Below are 19,187 nucleotides of genomic sequence, written 5' to 3'. Positions count from 1 at the left end.
TTCTCATACCCATGAAGTGAACGGCGTGGAGTCTACGCCAATGCCTTGCGCCCGACAATCTGCGGCATCGCCTCTCCCCTCATTCCAGGGTATCCAGCCCCTTCCTGACCGTTGCGGGCAGGCAGGACTCCCACCCCCAGAGCAGCAACAGCAGCAGGCTGACGTCGTCGAGCCAGCCAACGAAGGGCACCAGATCCGGGATGAGATCCACCGGACTGATGCCATAGACGAGGATGAGGATCACCAGCCCCTTGGCCCACCAGGGGGTGTCCGGGTGGCGAAAACCAGCATAGAGGCGGCGCAGGCGCCGCCAGATCAGCCAGCGCTTGCCGCTCATGACTCGATCAACTCGCCGCGCAGCCGCTGGATCTGATCCCGCATGGCGGCGGCCTGCTCGAACTCCAGATCCCGGGCATGCTGGAACATCTGCTCCTCCATCCGCTTGATCTCCTTGGCGATCTCGCTGGCGGAGCGGGCATGGTACTCCCCTTGCGGCTCGGCCGCCTTGCGACCGCCCCTACCCGGTTTGCCGGCGGTGCGGCTGCCCCCCATGTCCATCACATCCCCCACCGACTTGTTGAGGCCTGTTGGCGTGATGCCGTGCTCCAGGTTGTGGGCGTGCTGCAGGGCTCGGCGCCGCTCGGTCTCCTCGATGGCCACCTTCATGGAGTTGGTGATGGTGTCGCCGTAGAGAATGACCTTGCCGTTGAGGTTGCGGGCGGCGCGGCCTATGGTCTGGATGAGGGAGCGGGTGGAGCGCAGGAAGCCCTCCTTGTCCGCATCCAGTATGGCCACCAGCGACACCTCCGGCATGTCGAGCCCTTCCCGCAGCAGGTTGATGCCCACCAGCACGTCGAACTTGCCGAGGCGCAGATCGCGGATGATCTCCACCCGCTCCACGGTATCTATGTCCGAATGCAGGTAGCGCACCCGCACGTCGTGATCCGCCAGATATTCGGTCAAATCCTCCGCCATCCGCTTGGTGAGGGTGGTGACCAGCACCCGCTCCTCCACCGCCACCCGCAACCGGATCTCGGATAGCAAGTCGTCCACCTGGGTGGTGACGGGACGCACCTCGATGACAGGATCGAGCAGGCCGGTGGGGCGCACCACCTGCTGCACAACATCGCCGCCGGACTTCTCCAGCTCGTAGGGGCCAGGGGTCGCCGAGACGAACACAGTCTGGGGCATCAGGGCCTCGAACTCGTCAAACTTCAGCGGCCTGTTGTCGAGCGCCGAGGGAAGCCGGAAGCCGTACTCCACCAGGGTCTCCTTGCGGGATCTGTCCCCTTTGAACATGGCGCCTATCTGCGGCACTGTGACGTGGGACTCGTCGATGATGAGCAAACCATCCCCCGGCAGATAGTCGAACAGGGTGGGCGGCGGCTCGCCGGGGGCCCGGCCCGAGAGGTAGCGGCTGTAGTTCTCGATGCCGGAGCAGTACCCCAACTCCTGCATCATCTCGATGTCGAACTGGGTACGCTGGCTGATGCGCTGCTCTTCCACCAGCTTGTTCAGGGACAACAGCTGCTCGCGGCGTCCCTTGAGCTCTTCCTTGATGTGATCGATGGCGCCCAGTATGGTCTCCCGCGGCGTGGCGTAGTGGGTCTTGGGGTAGATGGTGTAGCGCACCACAGTCTGCTCGATGGCCCCGGTCAGGGGATCGAACTGGGAGAGGCGCTCCACCTCCTCGTCAAACAGCTCCACCCGCAGGGCCAGCTTGTCCGATTCGGCAGGGTAGATGTCGATCACCTCCCCCCGCACCCGGAAGGAACCGCGGCTAAACGCCACGTCGTTGCGGGTATATTGCAGCTCGGCGAGGCGGCGCAGTATGTCCCGCTGGTTGATCACATCCCCCACCTTGAGATGCAGCATCATGCTGAGGTAGGCCTGGGGGTCCCCCAGACCATAGATGGCCGATACCGAGGCGACGATCACCACGTCACGCCGCTCCAACAGCGCCTTGGTGGCCGACAATCGCATCTGCTCGATGTGATCGTTGATGGAGGCATCCTTCTCTATGAAGGTGTCCGTGGTCGGCACATAGGCTTCCGGCTGGTAATAGTCGTAATAAGAGACGAAGTACTCCACCGAGTTCTCGGGGAAGAACTCCTTCATCTCCCCATAGAGCTGGGCGGCCAGGGTCTTGTTGGGAGCCAGTATCATGGTCGGGCGGTTCAGGGTGGCGATGACGTTGGCCATGGTGAAGGTCTTGCCCGACCCTGTCACCCCGAGCAGGGTCTGATGAGCGAGGCCGGACTCTATGCCATCGAGCAGGCGGGCGATGGCCGCAGGCTGATCCCCCGCGGGTTGAAACTGGCTGGCCAGCTTGAAAGGCTTATTCATGACGACTCCCGACAAAAAACGGCAAGAGAGCAGTGTACCCCGAGTTGACGGACCTGGGTATCCGCTCTCGGCCCCTGACGGCTATTGACCCCGAAATGCGACCTCTGTATGATGCTCCTCCTTGCCTGATGTTCCCCCGTAGTTCAGTCGGTAGAACGGCGGACTGTTAATCCGTATGTCACTGGTTCAAGTCCAGTCGGGGGAGCCAATTCCTCACCATCTCGGTGCAAGTTATCCACTTTAGTGCTTTCCTCTGCCAATTTTAATGCACAAGCCGTCCCTCGCGGCGCACTCCCCATTTGATCCCCGGTTCCTGGCCAGCAGCGTTTTGTTCTGCTGCGTATAACTATTTGATTTTTATAGAAACATTTTTTTGCCGGTATTTTTTGAACAGCGCTTGCACCCCAGTATTGGCGCGGCTTGCAGGCTGATCACCAAGTTTCATGAACAGGGTTATCCACAGTTTCTGTGGGTAAGTGTGCCAAACCCAATGCAGGCCTAGGTTGGCAGCGATTGTCTCCGCTTTGGCGAGGCGACACATCTCGCCCCCCATTTTCTCCTGTTTTTGCCCTCCCCCCTAAATGGGTCGGACGGGGGCGAGACATCCTCTTTCTCCCGCTTTTTTTTCGCCATGCCCCGTGCCATGGGTCAGCCTCCCCCTGACGGCAAAAAGGGTTCCTTTGCATCCCTCGACCACCTCCAGTCAAAAATGCTGAAAACCATGCTCAATCGTCCCCTGCGCAGCAGGTAATAAATTGTCCACAGGGCTGTCACGCCTTCCCCCGCCGACAGCAGAAATCACTCATTGACAGCGAGAACGGCAGCGGAAAATAGAGGTATTTTCCCCAAGTTACCCGCGCATCCCTCCCCTCCCCGGGGAGACCAGCACTTAACTGGCTGTTAATCCGCTTTCGCGCTTCTTTCTTGATGAGGGATACGGCACAATATCGGCCCCACTTTTTTCCTCGGTTTTTCCGGGCATGACCATAGATTTCGTGACACTGCTACATCAAAGCGACTCCCTGCTGCTGTTCGTGGTGCTGGCCTTCGGCCTGCTGCTGGGCAAGGTGCGCATCGGCAACTTCCAGATTGGCAACACCATAGGGGTGCTGTTCACCGCCCTGTTGTTTGGCCAGATGGGGTTCCAGTTCTCCACCTCGACCGAGAACGTCGGCTTCATGCTGTTCATTTTCTGTGTGGGGATCGAGGCTGGCCCTCACTTCTTCAGCGTCTTCCTGCGCGACGGCATCCACTACATCACCCTGACCCTGGTGATCCTGCTGACCGCCTTGCTGCTGACGGTGGGACTGGCCAAGTTCTTCAACCTGGGGCCCGGCATGGCGGCGGGGATACTGGCGGGGTCGCTCACCTCGACCCCGGCGCTGGTGGGGGCCCAGGATGCCCTGCGCAGCGGCCTGCTCAACCTGCCCCACGGCACCGACATGCAACCCGTGCTCGACAACATGGGGATAGGCTATGCCCTGACCTACCTGGTGGGCCTGGTGGGGCTGATGCTGGTGGTGCGCTACCTCCCCTCCCTGGCACGACTCGACCTCAATACCGAGGCGCAGAAGATAGCCCGCGAGCGGGGACTCTCCGACAGCGAGAGCCGCAAGACCTATCTGCCCATCATTCGCGCCTACAGGGTCGGCCCCGAGCTCGCCGCCTGGATAGGTGGCCGCACCCTGCGCGAAACCGGCATCTATCCCCACACCGGCTGCTATGTGGAGCGGATCCGCCGCAACGGCATTCTGGCAAGCCCCGATGGTGACGCCGTCATTCAGGAAGGGGACGAGATCGCCCTGGTGGGCTACCCCGAGAGCCACGAGAAGCTCGACGTCAACTACCGCAACGGCAAGGAGGTGTTTGATCGCAACCTGCTTGACCTGCAGATAGTCACCGAAGAGATAGTGGTGAAGAACGATGCGGTGGTGGGCCGCCATCTGGTGGAGCTCAACCTCACCGAGAAGGGCTGCTTCCTCAACCGGGTGGTGCGCTCCCAGATCGAGATGCCGTTCGATCGCAACATCATGCTGCAAAAGGGCGACGTGCTGCAGATCAGCGGCGAGAAGCAGCGGGTAAAACTGCTGGCCAACAAGATAGGCTTCATCAGCATCCACAGCCAGACCACGGATCTGGTGGCCTTCACCACTTTCTTCGTGCTGGGTCTGCTCATCGGCTCCGTCTCCCTGGTGTTCGGCCAGATAGAGTTCGGCCTCGGCAACGCCGTCGGCCTCCTGCTGGCGGGCATCCTGATGGGTTACCTGAGGGCCAACCACCCGACGGTCGGCTATGTGCCGCCGGGCGCGCTGCGCCTGGCCAAGGATCTCGGTCTCGCGGTCTTTATGGTGAGCACAGGATTGAAAGCGGGGGGCGGCATCCTGGATCACCTCAGCGAGGTGGGGGTGGTGGTGCTCTTCTCCGGCATGCTGGTGACCACCTTGCCGGTGCTGGTGGGCTACCTGTTCGGGGTCTGGGTGCTGAAGATGAACCCGGCCCTGCTGCTCGGGGCCATCACCGGGGCCCGTACCTGCGCCCCGGCCATGGATGTGGTCAACGAGGCCGCCAACAGCTCGATTCCGGCGCTCGGCTACGCCGGCACCTATGCGGTGGCCAACGTGATGCTGACCCTGGCGGGCTCCTTCATCATCGGCTTCTGGTTCTAGCCCGGGTCGCCTTGACAGGATGTAAAGCGCAAAGAGGGAGCCCATGGGCTCCCTCTTTTGTTATCGGGGCTGAGGACTTTTCAATGGCCAATGGGAGCTCGGCGCTGGATAGCAAGAATCGTGCTATCAGATAGCGTCGATGAAACTCAAAGAGCTAAAGCCCCCCCTGCGCGGCACTTACACTCAGTAAAACGAGTGAGGTGATCTTTATGAAACGCTTATGGATTTTCCTTTTTTGGGTACTGGGCTCCCTGCCACTGGCCTGGAGTGCCGAAGCGGACAAGGCGGCAACCGAAGCAGAGGAGCGCAGCGCCCTCAGCTTCGCCAGCGAGGAGCTCGCCAAGCCCATGTTGGGGGATCTCGACGCCATGATGGAGCGGCGCACCATCAGGGTGCTGACCACCTACAACAAGACCGGCTACTTCATCCACAAGGGGGTGCAACGGGGGGTCACCTACGACGCCTTCATGCAGGTTGAAAAACGGCTCAACGAGCAACTGCGCAAGGACAAGGCCATCAAGCGCCACCTCAAGCTGAACTTCGTCTTCATCCCGGTCGCCCGGGAAAACCTGCTGAAGGCCCTCATCGACGGCAAGGGGGACATCGCCGCCGCCAACCTCACCATCACGGACAAGCGCAAACAGCAGGGCGTGGAGTTCAGCGCCCCCCTCATCGAGAACGTGCGCGAGCTGCTCATCTCGGGGCCGGACTCCCCCAAGGTGGAGAGCGCCGCCGATCTGGGGGGCAAGAGCATCTATGTCAGGCCCTCCTCCAGCTACTTCGAGAGCCTCATGGCCTACAACCAGGCGCGCAAGGAGGCGGGGGAGCCTCTCATCGACATCCAGCCCGCCTCCGAGGTGCTGGAGGATGAAGATCTGGTGGAGATGGTCAATGCGGGCCTGCTCCCCTCCATCGTCATGGATGAGCACAAGGCCCGCTTCTGGCAGAAGATCTTCCCGGCTATCCAGATCCACGAAGAGCCGGTGTTCCGCGACGGCGGCATCATCGCCTGGGCGGTACGCAAGGAGAGCCCCCAACTGCTCACCATGCTCAACGAGCAGATCAAGGCGCTGCGGGGCAAGGCCACCGGCGAGGCCATCCTGGCCCGCTACCTCAAGCAGAACAAATTCATCAAGAGCGCGGCCGCCGAGGCAGAGCGCAAGAAATTCCTGCAGGTGGTGGAGCTGTTTCGTGAATACGGCGGCAAATACGACGTGGACTGGCTGTTGATCGCGGCCCAAGGCTATCAGGAGTCGGCCCTCAACCAGAAGGCGCGCAGCCACGTCGGCGCCATCGGCATCATGCAGATCATGCCCGCTACCGGGAAGGGGCTCAAGGTGGGGGACATCCGCCAGCTCGAGCCCAACATCCACGGCGGCGTCAAATACATGCGCTGGATGATAGATCACTACTACGCCGACGAGCCCATGACGGCCCTCGACAAGGCGCTGTTCTCGTTTGCCTCCTACAACGCCGGTCCCGCCCGGGTGGCGCGGCTGCGGGCCGAGGCCAAGAAGCGGGGGCTGGATCCCAATATCTGGTTCCACAACGTCGAGTACGTGGCGGCGGAGAAAATAGGCCCGGAGACAGTGACCTATGTGGGCAACATCTACAAGTACTACATCGCCTACAAGCTGGTGATGGAGCAGTTGCAGCTCAAGGAGCAGGCCACAGAGACTCTCAAGCAGCAGGAGAAGATGGTCGAGAAAGTCTCGGCGGCAGAGAAATCATAGGCAGCTCAAACCAAGGCCAGTTGCAGGCGGGGCTCCCTCTTCAGCAGAGGCGAGCCCCGCCTCTTTTAGGCGAAAAGACCCCTTCCCCCCATGACCAGAATGAACAGAATGGGCACAACAGCCTTAATAGCCATTACGGCCAGATTGTTTTCCAATCAGATACGATTAATTAACCTCCTCGCAACAATCAAAAGGAGAACACCATGTTGCAAGGAACCTTCAAGCGCACCCTGCTCTGCTGCCTGCTGGGCGCCAGCCTCGGCGTCCAGGCCAAGATAGACGAAGTCCACTTCCTGATCCCGGGCGGCGCTGGCGGCGGCTGGGACAACACGGCCCGTGGCACCGGCGAGGCCCTCACCAAGTCCGGCCTCATCACCACAGCCTCCTACCAGAACATCTCGGCCGGCGGCGGCGCCAAGGCCATCGCCCACCTTATCGAGACCTCGGCCCAGTCCGACAAGACGCTGCTGGTCAACTCCACCCCCATCATCGTCAAGTCCCTCTCCAAGGAGCTGCCACAATCCTTCCGGGATCTCACCCCGGTCGCCGCCATCATCGCCGACTATCAGGCACTGGCGGTGCCCCTGGACTCCCCCTATCAGAACTGGGCCCAGTTGCTGGCCGCCTATGAAGCCAATCCCGCCAAGGTGAAGATTGCCGGCGGCTCCGCCCGCGGCAGCCTGGATCACCTGGTGGCCGCCATGACCTTCAAGAATGCGGGGGCCGATGCCGGCAAGCTGCGCTACGTGGCCTATGACGCCGGTGGCAGCGCCATGGCGGCTGTGCTGGCGGGGGAAACCCAGGTGCTCTCCACCGGCTTTGGCGAGGCGATGGAGGCGGTCAAGTCCGGCCAGATGCGGATCCTCGGCGTCACCGCCCCGGAGCGGATGCCGGACGCCAGCCAGGTGCCCACCTTCTCCGAGCAGGGCAACCCCACCGTCTTTGCCAACTGGCGTGGCTACTTCGCCTCCCCCGACGTCAGCCCCGAGCAGTCCGCCGAGTTCGCCGCCCTGCTCAAGCAGATGTACGACAAGCCGGAGTGGGAAGTGGTGCGCGCACGCAACAGCTGGATCAACCAGTATCAGGCCGGTCGCGAGTTTACTGCCTTCCTCAACAGTCAGGAGCAGCAAATTGGCGGCCTGATGCGCGAGCTCGGCTTCATCAAGTAACCCTCAGCCCGTGGCGGGCCAGGCCCGCCCATCGGAGTCATCATGCGACTGACCAAGGAAAGGTTCGGGGGGCTGCTGTTTTTGCTGCTCTCCCTCGCCTACGGCTATCACGCCACCCAGATCCCCGGTTACCCGGGGGACGAATATGAACCCTTTACCGCCAGCACCCTGCCCTATGCCCTGGCGGGTGTCGGGGTCCTGCTCTCCCTGATCCTGATCTGCTCGCCAGGAGGAGAGCGACTGGGCAAGGAGTCCGGCAACTGGCGACTGGTGTTCGCCCTGCTGGGGCTGATGCTGGTCTATGGCCTGGCCCTCGGCTGGCTCGGCTTCCTTATCGCCACCATCTTGTTCCTCATCGGCGGCATACTGCTGATGGGCGAGCGCAGCCTCGCCTTCGCCTGCAAGGTGAGCATACCTTTCACCCTCATCTTCTGGGCCCTGCTGACCAAGGGGCTCAATGTCTATCTCGAGCCGGGTCGGCTGTTCACCCAGTTGCTGGGATAAGGAGAACCCATGTTAGACGGAATCCTGCAAGGACTCGGCACCGCCATGATGCCCATCAACCTCTTCATGGTGGTGGTCGGCTGCTTCGTCGGCACCTTCATCGGCATGCTGCCCGGTCTGGGCCCGGTCACCGCCATCGCCCTGATGATCCCCATCACCTACGGGCTGGATCCGGCCTCCGGCATCATCTTGATGGCCGGGGTCTATTACGGCTCCATGTTCGGCGGCTCCACCGCCTCCATCCTGATCAACACCCCGGGCTGCTCCGCCAGCATGATCACCGCCATCGACGGCTATCCGCTGGCCTGCAAGGGGCAGGCGGGCAAGGCGCTGGCCATCGCCGCCTACGCCTCCTTCGTCGGCGGCACCCTGTCTGCCATCTTCCTGATGGTGGCGGCGCCCCTGCTCGCCAAGGTCTCCCTCTCCTTCCAGTCGGCGGACTACTTCGCCCTCATGGTGCTCGGGCTCTCCGCGGTGGCGGCCTTCGCCGGCAAGGGCCAGGTGCTCAAGGCGCTGATCATGGCGCTGTTTGGCATCATGATCTCCACCGTCGGTATCGACCGCAGCGTCGGGGTGGACAGATTCACCTTCGGCCTGCCGGACTTGCGCGATGGCTTCTCCTTCCTGCTGCTGGCCATGGCCACCTTCGCCCTGGCGGAGATCCTGATGACGGTGCTGCGCCCGGGCAAGGACACCAGCCAGGAGGAGGCGAGCAAGATGCAGCAGCTCGGCTCCCTCAAGCTGAGCCGGGACGAAGTGAAGGAGATAGCGCCCCCCATAGCCCGCTCCTCTGTGCTGGGGTTCCTCATCGGCGTACTGCCGGGGGCCGGTGCCACCATCGCCTCCTTCATGGCCTATGGGGCCGAGCGCAACTTCGCCCGCAAAGCGAAGCGGGACGAGTTTGGCAAGGGCAGCCTGACCGGCATAGCCGCGCCTGAAGCGGCCAACAACGCCGCCTCCAGCGGGGCCTTCGTGCCGCTGCTGACCCTGGGGATCCCGGGTTCCGGCACCACGGCCCTGATGCTGGGGGCCCTCATCGCCTACGGCATCCAGCCTGGCCCGCGCCTCTTCATGGAGCACCCGGACGTCTTCTGGTCGGTGATCATCTCCATGTATCTGGGCAACGTGGTGCTGCTGATCCTCAACCTGCCGCTCATTCCCTACCTGGCCAAGATACTGCAAGTGCCGCGCCCCGTGCTCATCCCCATGGTGCTGCTGTTCTCGCTGATCGGGGTCTATCTGGTCTCCTTCAACACCATGGACATCTATGTGATGGTGCTGGTGGCCCTGGTGGCCATAGGGCTGCGCCTGCTGGACTTCCCCATGGCCCCCATGCTGCTCGGCTTCATCCTGGGGGGCATGCTGGAGGACAACCTGCGCCGGGCCCTGGTGATCAACGACGGCTCCCTGAGTTTCCTGTGGGAGCGCCCCATCACCCTGGGCTTCACCCTGGTCACCCTGGTGATGCTGTTGCTGCCGCTCTGGCAGTGGTGGCAGGCTCGTCGCACGCCGGTGGCGACCCTGCAATCCGACCCGACCTGATCCCAGCCATCACAAAAAGAGCGCCAACAGGCGCTCTTTTTTTTGGGATTTGAACCTGCCACTCAACGCTGGCGGTAGCGCCGCTCCGGCCGCCCGACGGTGCCGTATTCGAGCTCGGGACTCGCGAGCTGCTGACCCACCAGAAACTCCAGGTAGCGGCGCGCCGTGGTGCGGCTCACCCCGACCCTATTGCCTATCTCCTCGGCACTGGCCCCCTGCTGATTGAGGGCCGCCAGCACCCGTTGCAGGGTGAGGGCGTCTATCCCCTTGGGCAGGCCGCCCGCCGCCACCTGTTGCAGCGGGGTGCCAAAGAGCGCATCCACCGCCTGCTGATCGATGTCCGCCAAGGCCGCCAGCGCGGCGCGGCTCTCGGCATAGTTACCCAGGGTATCGCGCAGTCGCTCGAACACCACGGGTTTCAAGATGAAATCCACCACCCCGAGGCGCATCGCCTCCTGCAGTGCCGCGGCCTCACGGGCGGCGGTGAGCAGGATGACGTCGAGGTGGGCCCCGCTCTGGCGCAGCTCCCGCAACAGGGAGAAGCCCTCCCCGTCCGGCAGCCACACGTCCAGCAGCACCAGATCCGGCTTGAGTATGGTTATCTGCTCTCTGGCATCGAACAGGGTGAGCGCCACCCCCAGCACCTCGAACCCCGCCAGCCGCTGCACGAAGCGACGGTGGATCTCGGCAATGGCCGGATCATCCTCGACGATCAGGATCTTGATCACTCACACCTCCTTGGGAATGTAACAGACGACGCAACTTCCCTGCGCCGTGGCTTCTATGGTGATGGTCCCCTGCAGGGCATCCAGGGTCTTGCGCACCAGGGCCAGCCCAATGCCGTGGCCGTGCTCCGCCTTGCTGCTGACCCCGCGCTCGAACAGGGTGTCCGCCAAAGCGGGATCCACCCCACCAGCTCCGTCCTCCACCTCCAGGATGAGATCCTGGCCGAGATCGCTCAACGAGACCCGGATCGGCTGGTAGGGGGCGCCGTGGCGGCGGGTCGCCTCGAAGGCGTTGTCGATGAGGTTGCCAAGCAGGGTCACCAGCTGGGAGCCGCTGACCCGGGCGGGAATGTCGTGCAGGCGGGAATCCGGGTCCACTTCCAGCACCAGTCCCAGCTCGTGGGCCCTGTGGTACTTGCCAAGCAGCAGGCCCGCCACCTTGGGCTTGGCGATGGCCCCCATCAAAAAGCTCAGCAGGGTCTGCTCGGTGGCCGCCTCCCGGCCGATGAAGGCGAGCGCCTCCCGGGTGGCCCCCAGCTCGATGAGACCGGCTATGGTGCCGAGCTGGTTGTTGTGTTCGTGGGTCTGCACCCGCAGCAGATCGCTGTAGGCCTGCACCTGGGAGAGCTGGGCACTGAGCTCGGCCAGCTCGTCCTTGCGCCGAAAGCTCGAGACGGCGCCGATCAGCCGGCCCTCCTGCACCAGGGGCAGCCGGTTGACGATGAGGGACTGACCGTTGAGCACTATCTCCTCGTCATACTGGGGCCGGGGATCCTGAATGAGGGAGAGCATGCGGCTGCCGGGCAGCAAGCGGGTGACGGGCTGGCCTATGGCGGCCTGCGCGGCCTGCTCATCGAGGCGCAGCAGCCGGATGCCGTTGGGGTTGAGGGAGGTGAGCCTGCCTTGCTCGTCTATAGTGAGTATCCCCTCGCGCACTGTGCGCAGGGTGCAGTCGAGCTCCGCATAGAGGCGCCCTATCTGCTCAGGCTCAAACCCCAGCAGGGCCCGCTTGTAGCGCTTGGCCAGCCAGGCCGCGGCGGCGCTGTTGAGCAGCACTATGAGCAGTGTCATGGCGAGGCCGAAACGCAGGAAGCCCTGCAGGTCCGCCTCTATGTCCCGCACCAGATAACCGACCGAGACCACGCCTATGACCCTGCCCATCTCATCCCGGATGGGCCCCTTGCCGCGCACCGAGACCCCGAGGGAGCCTTGGGCGCGGGAGATGTAGAACTCCCCCTGCAGGGCGCGGGCAGGATCGTCCCCCATCATGGGTTTGCCTATCCGGTCCGCATTGGGGTGCACCAGGCGGCGCGCCTCCTCATCGCCGATGACGATGTAGCTGGCGCCGACCTCGGCCCGCATCCGCTCCACCAGCACGTTGAGCCGCGCGCTATCGGCCCGCTTCACCCCGGCGATGACGCCGGGCTCACGGGCCACCAGCCGCGCCACGTCCAGGGCCTGATCCCCCACCTCCCGGTAGCGCTGCTCGGCGACGTAGTAGTAGCTGGCCCCGCTCAGCAGCACCAGTTGCAGCAGGCTGACCAGGCAGAGCATGAGCAGGATGCGTCCTTGCAACCCGAGCCTCATGCCTCCCTGTCACCTCGCAACAGGTCGAGCAGCAGGCTGCCATCCCGCAGGGCCTTGTGCACCTGCACCGAGGTGGGCTTGGTGGGATCTTCGTAAAAATGGGTGGACTCGATCTGCAGGCGCACCAGGTATTCCGCCGGCAGCTGGCTCGCCAGGGACTGGTGCAGCATGGGGAACAGCAGCCGATCGGCCCGGGTGATCTCCCCCCCCAGCAGCAGCTTGCCCGGGTTGAGCAGGCAGATGAGGTTGGCAAGCACCCGGGAGAGCCGGCCCGCCGCCTGGTGCAGTATGTCCTGGCACAGGCTGTTGCCCGCCAGCGCCAGCTCGCACAGCTCTCGGATGTTGACGCTCGCCGGCAGATCGTGCTCCTGCATCCGCTCACGCAGGTCCCGATATTGCGCCTCCAGGGCCTGGTTGGTGACCAAGGTGCAGGCGCAGCCGAAGCCGCCGCAGTAGCAGCGCTGGCCATAGGGTTCGAGCTGCAGGTGGCTGAGATCCCCGAGCAGGGCCGACTCGCTCTCGATGAGCTGGCCGTTGACCACCATGCCCACCCCTATGTCGTTGTGGACGAACACCAGCACCGCATCGGCGCAGTTCCTGGCGGCGCCCCACTCCCGCTCGGCCTGGATCCAGGTGCGCACGTCACCGCTCACCAGCACAGGCACCTCGAAGGCCTCTTGCAGGGTCGGACCAAGGGGCCAGTTGCGCAGATCGTAGAAGGGGAAGTGTTTCACCATGCCGGAGTGGCGCTCCACCTGCCCGGGCAGGCAGAGGGCGATGCAGGCCAGCCGCAGGGCCTTCTTCGGCAAGAAGCCCTCGATGGCCCGCACCAGGCTGGCCAGCAGGTCTTCGCGTTCCGACTCGCTGAACAGGTGGCGATGGCGGGCCAGGGAGTGACCGGCGAGATCGAACAGGGCCATGTCCACGTAGCCGCGGCCAAGACGCATGGAGAGAAACTGGAAGCGGCGCTCGTTGATGCGCAGCAGGGTCTGACGACGGCCACGGCCCACCGAGCTCTCGCCGCAGGTGACCACCAGACCGCCATCGAGCAGTTCGCGGGTGATCTTGGTGATGCTGGCCGGTGAGAGGCCGGTCAAACGGGACAGATCGGTACGGGACAGTTCCTTGTGCTCTTCCAGGCTGGCGTAGACCAGGCCGTAGTTGAGCTGACGGATCAAATCGATACTGCCTTTCACGATCTCATTCATAGGGTAGGGGCTAACGAAAGGAACGAATGGCGCGATTTTCCCACATTCTGCGCCGATCCCCAAATTTGCCGTCTGGAAATGACGTCCAGACGGCAAAAATGTGACTAGTAACGGAAGCGGGAGACGAGTTGACGCAATTTGTCACCCGTACCGGCCAGGGCGCGGGTGGTGGTGTTGGACTCCCCGGCGGCCTCGGTCAGCTCGCTGACGATCTGCTGTATGGCCACCAGGTTCTTGTTGATCTCCTCGGAGACCGCATGCTGCTCCTCGGCGGCGGTCGCTATCTGGATGTTCATGTCGTTGATGGTACTGACCGCCGTCACCATGCTGTCGAGGGAGCTGGCAATGTGGCTCGCCTCCTGCACCGTCTCCTGGCTGCGCGCCTCGCTCGCCTGCATTACCTCCACCGCCTGGCGCACGCCCCCCTGCAGCCGTTGCAGCATCTCGTTGATCTCCTTGGTGCTCTGCTGGGTGCGACCGGCGAGCGATCGCACCTCGTCCGCCACCACCGCAAAGCCGCGCCCCTGCTCACCGGCCCGGGCCGCCTCGATGGCCGCATTCAGGGCCAGCAGGTTGGTCTGGTCGGCGATGCCGCGGATCACCTCCACCACGGATCCTATCTTGCCGGTCTCCTGGGCCAGCTGCTCGATGACCCCGGAGGCGGTGTGCACCTCCTCCACCAGGCGGTTGATGCTGCCGATGGCGCTGCCCACCACCTCACGGGCCGCATCGGATTCCCGCGCCGCGTCGCTGGTGGCCGTGGCCGCGTTGGAGGCGCTGGCCGCCACTTCCTGGGCGGTGGAGCTCATCTCGGTCACCGCGGTAACCACCTGATCCGTCTCACGGCCATGGCCGTGCATCTGCCGGTCGGCGTGCTCGCTCAAGCTGTGCAGCCTGTCCACGGCCCCCAGCAGCTGATGGCTGGTCTCCCCGACCTGGCTCACCACCGACTGGATCCGCTCCACGAAGCGGTTGAAGGCGCTGGCCAGCTGGCCCACCTCGTCCTCGCTCTGCACCTTGAGGCGCCGGGTCAGATCCCCCTCACCATCGGCGATGTCATTGAGGGCCGCCACCGCATCCGCCAGCGGCCGGGTGACCCGGTTGCCAAGCACCACTGTCACCGCCAGGGTCACCCCCAGGATCACCAGAATGAGCAGCACGCTGCTCTGCAGGGAGCCGTGCATGTTCTCCTCGCGCTCGCTGCGCAGGGCCGCCAGCTCGGTATCGATATCATCTATGTAGAAGCCGGTCCCCACCACCCACTGATACTTGTCGAGCACCAGGTTGAAGGAGAGCTTGGGCGCATCCCGCCCTATGGAAGGCTTGTTGGTCCAGTACTCCGAGTAGCCATCCCCCTCACGGGCCGCCTTGACGATCTCCTGAATGAGGAAGGTGCCCTTGGTATCCTTGTCCTGCCAGCGGTTCTTGCCCTCCACCTCGGGGCGGGTGGGCAGCAGCAGAGTATTGCCCTGGAAGTCGTAGACGAAGAAGTAACCGTCACTGCCATAACGCAAGGGGCGCAGGATCTCCTTCACCCGGGCACGGGCCTCTGGGCTGTCCGGCTCGGCATAGACCTTGTCGATGGCCGTCTTGGCAAGCATCAGGTAGCTGCTGAGCAGGGCCTTGCGCTCCTTGACCGCCTTGTCCCTCGCTACCACCAGCTCGGACTCCAGGTCGCTCCTGGCCACCAGGTAGTTGCTGAGGTTGACCACCAGGGCCATCAGCAGCACGGGGATGGCCCCCAGTAACAGGATCTTCTGCTTAAGTGTCATGGTGTAATCCTTTCTGCTGTTTATTCTTGATGTTCAGTTCCTACTGCATCGGCATGGGATGCTGGCCGAGGGGGGGCCGCTTTCGCTACAATCCCGCCATCTTCTATATCGACCCGATGAACCGACCCATGAGCCAATGTCCTTGCGGATCCTCTCTTTCTCTCCCCCAATGCTGCGGCGCGCTTCACGCAGGCCAAGCCGCCACCACCACAGAGCAGCTGATGCGCTCGCGCTACAGCGCCTTCGTGCTGGGGCTCGGCGACTATCTGGTCCACAGCTGGCACCCGGACTATCTGGGCTCTCTGACCGTGGAGGAGCTCTCCCAGACCGACACCCGTTGGGATGGGCTGGAGATCCTGGCCGCCCAGGGCGGCCCCGCCGATGAGACCGGCATGGTGGAGTTCAAGGCCTGGTTTTTGGAGGGCGAAGAACGTCACTGCCTGCATGAACGCTCCCGCTTCGTGCGTTACCAGGGGCGCTGGGTCTACACCGACGGCGAGCAGGATCCCGCCCCCCTGCGGGTCGGTCGCAACGACCCCTGCCCCTGTGGCAGCGGCAAGAAGTTCAAGAAGTGCTACGGCTGAGGAGCTAGCCCGCGCTGCTGCGGGGTGGCCATCGCCTCCCCGCCGTCCATCAGGGGCGAGCCGCCATCTGCCCCTTCCTCTCTCTGCTCGGTTCTTTGCTCTCGACTCTCTGCTCTATCCCGTATTCCCCTTCCCGCTTTTCTCTTTTTTGAGGTGCCGGCCCTGGCCCCGCCCTGATCGGGATGTGACTATGGTCACAGTTCGCTCATCAACCTCACCATTAGTGAGCGTTTGCGAACATTAATTTGGCCCATATCAAACATTTTCAGCCAGACAGGCGCCACACTGGCCCCATCTGGACGAGATGAGACGGGCAAGAATGAAAAGAATAACCACAGAAGTCGTCATCATAGGCGGCGGCGCCACCGGGGCCGGCATCATGCGCGATTGCGCGCTGCGCGGTATCGACTGCATCCTGCTGGAGCGGGATGACATAGCCGCAGGCACCACGGGGCGCAACCACGGCCTGCTCCATTCGGGGGCCCGCTACGCGGTGACGGATCCGGAGTCCGCCCGCGAGTGCATTCAGGAGAACCGCATCCTCAAGCGGATCGCCAGCCACTGCGTGGAGGCGACCGGCGGCCTCTTCCTCACCCTGCCGGAAGATGACATCCATTTCCAAAGTACCTTCATGGATGCCTGTGCCCTGGCCGGTATCGACACCCGCCAGCTGGATCCCCGCGAGGCGCTGCGGCTCGAACCCAACGCCAACCCGGCGATGATAGGCGCCATTCATGTGCCGGATGGCACCGTCGATCCCTTCCGCCTGGCCGCCGCAAACGTCTTGGATGCCAAGGAACATGGCGCCCGCATCTTCACCCACAGCAAGGTGCTGGGGCTGCTGCGCACTCAGGACAGGGTCCATGGGGTCAAGGCCATCAACACCCGCACCGGCGAAGCGTTCGAGGTGGAGTGCCAGGAGGTGATCAACGCCGCCGGCATCTGGGGCCAGCAAATCTGCGAATACGCCGATCTCGGCATCCGCATGTTCCCGGCCAAGGGCTCCCTGCTCATCATGGATTACCGCATCAACCAGTTGGTGCTCAACCGCGCCCGCAAACCGGCGGATGCGGACATTCTGGTACCGGGCGATACCATCTCCCTCATCGGCACCACCTCGAGCCGCATCGATTACAACAAGATTGATCAGCTCACCGTCGAACCCGAAGAGGTAGAAGTGTTACTGCGCGAGGGGATCAAGCTCGCCCCCATAATGGCGCGCACCCGTCTGTTGCGCGCCTACGCCGGGGTACGTCCCCTGGTGGCGGTGGACGGCGACGAGAGCGGCCGCAACATCAGCCGCGGCATAGTGCTGCTGGATCACAGCGATCGCGACGGTCTCAAGGGCTTCAACACCATCACCGGCGGCAAGCTGATGACCTACCGCCTGATGGCGGAGTGGGCCACCGATCTCGTCGCCAACAAGCTCGGCAACTCCCGGCCCTGCCGCACCGCCGAACTCAATCTGCCCGGCTCGCGGGATCCAGAGAAGGTCTCGGCCCCCGGTCTCTCTGTGCCGGTCGAAGGGTCTGCCCAGTACCGCCACGGCGAGCGGGTCATCGCCTTCTTCCGGGACAACCCCAAGGCCAACGCCCTCATCTGCGAGTGCGAGATGGTGACCGCAGGGGAGATTGAATACGCCCTGCGCGAGCTCGACGTGGACAACCTGGTGGATCTGCGCCGCCGTACCCGTCTGGGGATGGGTCCCTGTCAGGGGGAGCTGTGCGCCTACCGCGCCGCCGGTCTGATGCAGGAGTACGGCAAGGCCGATGGCCGTGAGGCCTGCGTCATGCTGCGCCAGTTCCTCGAGGAGCGTTACAAGGGGACCCGCCCCGTGCTCTGGGGGGATGCCCTGCGCGAAGCCGAATTTACCTACTGGATCTACGAAGGGCTCTTTGGTCTGGGGGAATGGACGGCGCCCCATCTGGTGAGCGATCCCCCCTTTCCCCTCGCCCGGACACCGTCAAGCCCATCCAGCCAAGGAGTGCAGCCATGAAATTTGACACTATCGTGATAGGCGGCGGCATGGCAGGCCTGTCAGCGGCCCTGCGTCTGGCCGAGGCGGGCCAGAAGACCCTGCTGATGGCCTCGGGCCAGAGCGCCCTGCACTTCTCTTCCGGCTCGGTGGATCTGCTGGAAAGCGAAGGCGACCCTCTCGCCGCCCTGCCCGCCTTTATGGCCACCCATCCGGATCACCCCTACAGCAAGGTGGGGTTGACCAACATAGAGGCGAGCCTCGCGGATCTGCAGCGCCACTGCCACGAGCAGGGGTTGCCCCTGTTTCGCCAGGAGCGCAACCATCAGCGGCTGACCCCCATCGGCACCCTGAAATCCACCTGGCTCTCCCCCGAGACCTGCGCCTGCGTCACAGAGGCCCCCGCCCCGGACGTCCTGCTGCTGGCGACGATCGAGGGCTTTCGCGACTTCCACCCGGCGCTGGCGGCGGCCAATCTGGCGACCCACGCGCGCTTCGCCCACTGCCGCATCCTGACCGGTGAAATTCGCCTGCCCCAGCTGGCCGAATTCAGCCGCAATCCCCACGAGTTTCGCTCTGCCGACATAGCCCGTCTGTTTGACAAACAGCAGCACGACAAGCAGGACCTGCTGACGGATCTGGCCCGCGAGATAGGCCGCATGGTGCAGGAGTGCGGCGAGCCTGGCTGCCGCCATATAGTGCTGCCCGCCTGCCTGTCGCTGGGGCTGGTCGGTCCCCGCCTGGCTGAGCTGGAGGCGCGCACTGGCTGCACCATCAAGGAGGTGGCCACCATGCCGCCGTCCCTCATCGGGATGCGGATGCAGGAGGCGCTCAAGCGCCGCTTCCTGGCCCTCGGCGGCACCTTCCTCACCAGCGAGCGGGTGCTGGGCGCCCGCTACGACGGCGATCGGGTGGTAGGCGTGCACAGCCAGAACGGCGACGATCAGCTGTTCGAGGCGGACCACTTCGTGCTCGCCTCCGGCAGCTTCTTCAGCCGCGGGCTGGAGTCCCGCCTTGGGGGCATTCGCGAGCCCATCTTCGACGCCGACGTCTTGAGCCTCCCCGAGCGCGACGCCTGGGCCGGTCGCCGCCTGTTCGACCACCACCCCTTCATGGGCTTCGGGGTCAAGACGGACGACCAGCTGCGAGTGCTGCGCGGCGGCAAGCCCCTTGCCAACCTCTATGGCGCCGGCAGCGTGCTGGCCCACTACGATCCCGTGCGAGAAGGTTCAGGCTCCGGGGTCGCCGTCGCCACCGGCTGGCAGGCCGCTGGCCATATTCTGGCTGGAGTCTGAGATGCCCACCCTCTGTTTTCTGACTGCGGGCAGAGCGCTGCCCGCTCGACAATCCCATTGCCGCGTCCCTTGCGCTTTCAA

At 63.8% G+C, this 19,187-nt stretch carries 13 protein-coding genes, 1 tRNA gene and 1 pseudogene; 9 read left to right on the top strand and 6 right to left on the bottom strand.

The features are described 5' to 3' along the window. Positions 1–79: 79 nt before the first annotated feature. Both AB5Y91_RS03590 and uvrB read right to left on the bottom strand, forming a co-directional pair. Entirely contained in the window at positions 80–337 is a 258-nt protein-coding gene (locus tag AB5Y91_RS03590; protein ID WP_025327135.1) for a YkvA family protein, read from the bottom strand. Next, on the bottom strand, positions 334–2,346 hold the full coding sequence (gene uvrB, locus AB5Y91_RS03585; protein WP_368169098.1) for an excinuclease ABC subunit UvrB: 2,013 nt from the start codon (positions 2,344–2,346) through the stop codon (positions 334–336). Before uvrB ends, AB5Y91_RS03590 begins: the two co-directional genes overlap by 4 nt. A 132-nt stretch (positions 2,347–2,478) precedes the next feature. On the opposite strand from uvrB, the gene AB5Y91_RS03580 reads away from it, so the two are divergent. The 6 genes from AB5Y91_RS03580 to AB5Y91_RS03555 all read left to right on the top strand — a co-directional run bounded on the left by AB5Y91_RS03580 (position 2,479) and on the right by AB5Y91_RS03555 (position 9,960). Beyond that, positions 2,479–2,554 (top strand) — tRNA-Asn (locus tag AB5Y91_RS03580). 772 nt (positions 2,555–3,326) lie between these two features. Beyond that, positions 3,327–5,012 carry an aspartate:alanine antiporter gene (locus tag AB5Y91_RS03575; RefSeq protein WP_139434287.1) on the top strand — a complete coding sequence of 562 codons (1,686 nt, stop codon included), beginning with the start codon at positions 3,327–3,329 and terminating at the stop codon, positions 5,010–5,012. A 209-nt stretch (positions 5,013–5,221) separates the two neighbouring features. Next, positions 5,222–6,745: a transporter substrate-binding domain-containing protein gene (locus tag AB5Y91_RS03570; RefSeq protein WP_368169097.1), complete on the top strand. Its 1,524-nt coding sequence runs from the start codon at positions 5,222–5,224 to the stop codon at positions 6,743–6,745. A 203-nt stretch (positions 6,746–6,948) separates the two neighbouring features. After that, positions 6,949–7,914: a tripartite tricarboxylate transporter substrate binding protein gene (locus AB5Y91_RS03565; RefSeq protein ID WP_368169096.1), complete on the top strand. Its 966-nt coding sequence runs from the start codon at positions 6,949–6,951 to the stop codon at positions 7,912–7,914. Between the two features lie 42 nt (positions 7,915–7,956). Continuing rightward, positions 7,957–8,418, top strand: a complete 462-nt coding sequence (locus AB5Y91_RS03560; protein WP_025327141.1) for a tripartite tricarboxylate transporter TctB family protein — start codon at positions 7,957–7,959, stop codon at positions 8,416–8,418. A 9-nt stretch (positions 8,419–8,427) separates the two neighbouring features. Beyond that, positions 8,428–9,960, top strand: a complete 1,533-nt coding sequence (locus tag AB5Y91_RS03555) for a tripartite tricarboxylate transporter permease (protein WP_139744297.1) — start codon at positions 8,428–8,430, stop codon at positions 9,958–9,960. A 62-nt stretch (positions 9,961–10,022) separates the two neighbouring features. On the opposite strand, the gene AB5Y91_RS03550 is transcribed toward AB5Y91_RS03555, so the two are convergent. The 4 genes from AB5Y91_RS03550 to AB5Y91_RS03535 form a co-directional block, all read right to left on the bottom strand. Continuing rightward, positions 10,023–10,688: a response regulator gene (locus tag AB5Y91_RS03550; RefSeq protein ID WP_171276254.1), complete on the bottom strand. Its 666-nt coding sequence runs from the start codon at positions 10,686–10,688 to the stop codon at positions 10,023–10,025. Then, complete coding sequence (locus AB5Y91_RS03545; RefSeq protein ID WP_368169095.1) at positions 10,689–12,272, bottom strand: ATP-binding protein; 1,584 nt, start codon at positions 12,270–12,272, stop codon at positions 10,689–10,691. Next, a complete protein-coding gene (locus tag AB5Y91_RS03540; protein WP_106886644.1) occupies positions 12,269–13,480 on the bottom strand; it encodes an ROK family protein in 1,212 nt (403 codons plus the stop codon). The genes AB5Y91_RS03545 and AB5Y91_RS03540 overlap by 4 nt, the downstream gene beginning before the upstream one ends. Before the next feature lie 104 nt (positions 13,481–13,584). Beyond that, positions 13,585–15,252, bottom strand: coding sequence for a methyl-accepting chemotaxis protein (locus AB5Y91_RS03535; RefSeq protein WP_041205651.1), 1,668 nt, complete (start codon positions 15,250–15,252; stop codon positions 13,585–13,587). A gap of 128 nt (positions 15,253–15,380) precedes the next feature. Between AB5Y91_RS03535 and AB5Y91_RS03530 the strand changes: the two genes are divergently transcribed. The 3 genes and pseudogenes from AB5Y91_RS03530 (at position 15,381) to glpB (ending at position 19,106) form a co-directional block, all read left to right on the top strand. Further along, positions 15,381–15,836, top strand: coding sequence for a YchJ family protein (locus tag AB5Y91_RS03530; RefSeq protein WP_368169094.1), 456 nt, complete (start codon positions 15,381–15,383; stop codon positions 15,834–15,836). 319 nt (positions 15,837–16,155) lie between these two features. Beyond that, a pseudogene (glpA, locus tag AB5Y91_RS03525) lies at positions 16,156–17,839 on the top strand (anaerobic glycerol-3-phosphate dehydrogenase subunit A). Beyond that, the gene (gene glpB / locus AB5Y91_RS03520) at positions 17,829–19,106 is read left to right on the top strand and encodes a glycerol-3-phosphate dehydrogenase subunit GlpB (protein WP_368169093.1); all 1,278 of its coding nucleotides are present in this window, start codon (positions 17,829–17,831) and stop codon (positions 19,104–19,106) included. Before glpA ends, glpB begins: the two are co-directional and overlap by 11 nt. Positions 19,107–19,187: the final 81 nt, after the last annotated feature.

Source organism: Aeromonas sp. R4-3 (assembly GCF_040908275.1).
GTDB classification, from domain to species: Bacteria; Pseudomonadota; Gammaproteobacteria; order Enterobacterales; family Aeromonadaceae; genus Aeromonas; species Aeromonas rivipollensis.
The sequence above is the reverse complement of the archived record's forward strand: the minus strand, read 5'-3'. Positions and strand labels throughout refer to the sequence as shown.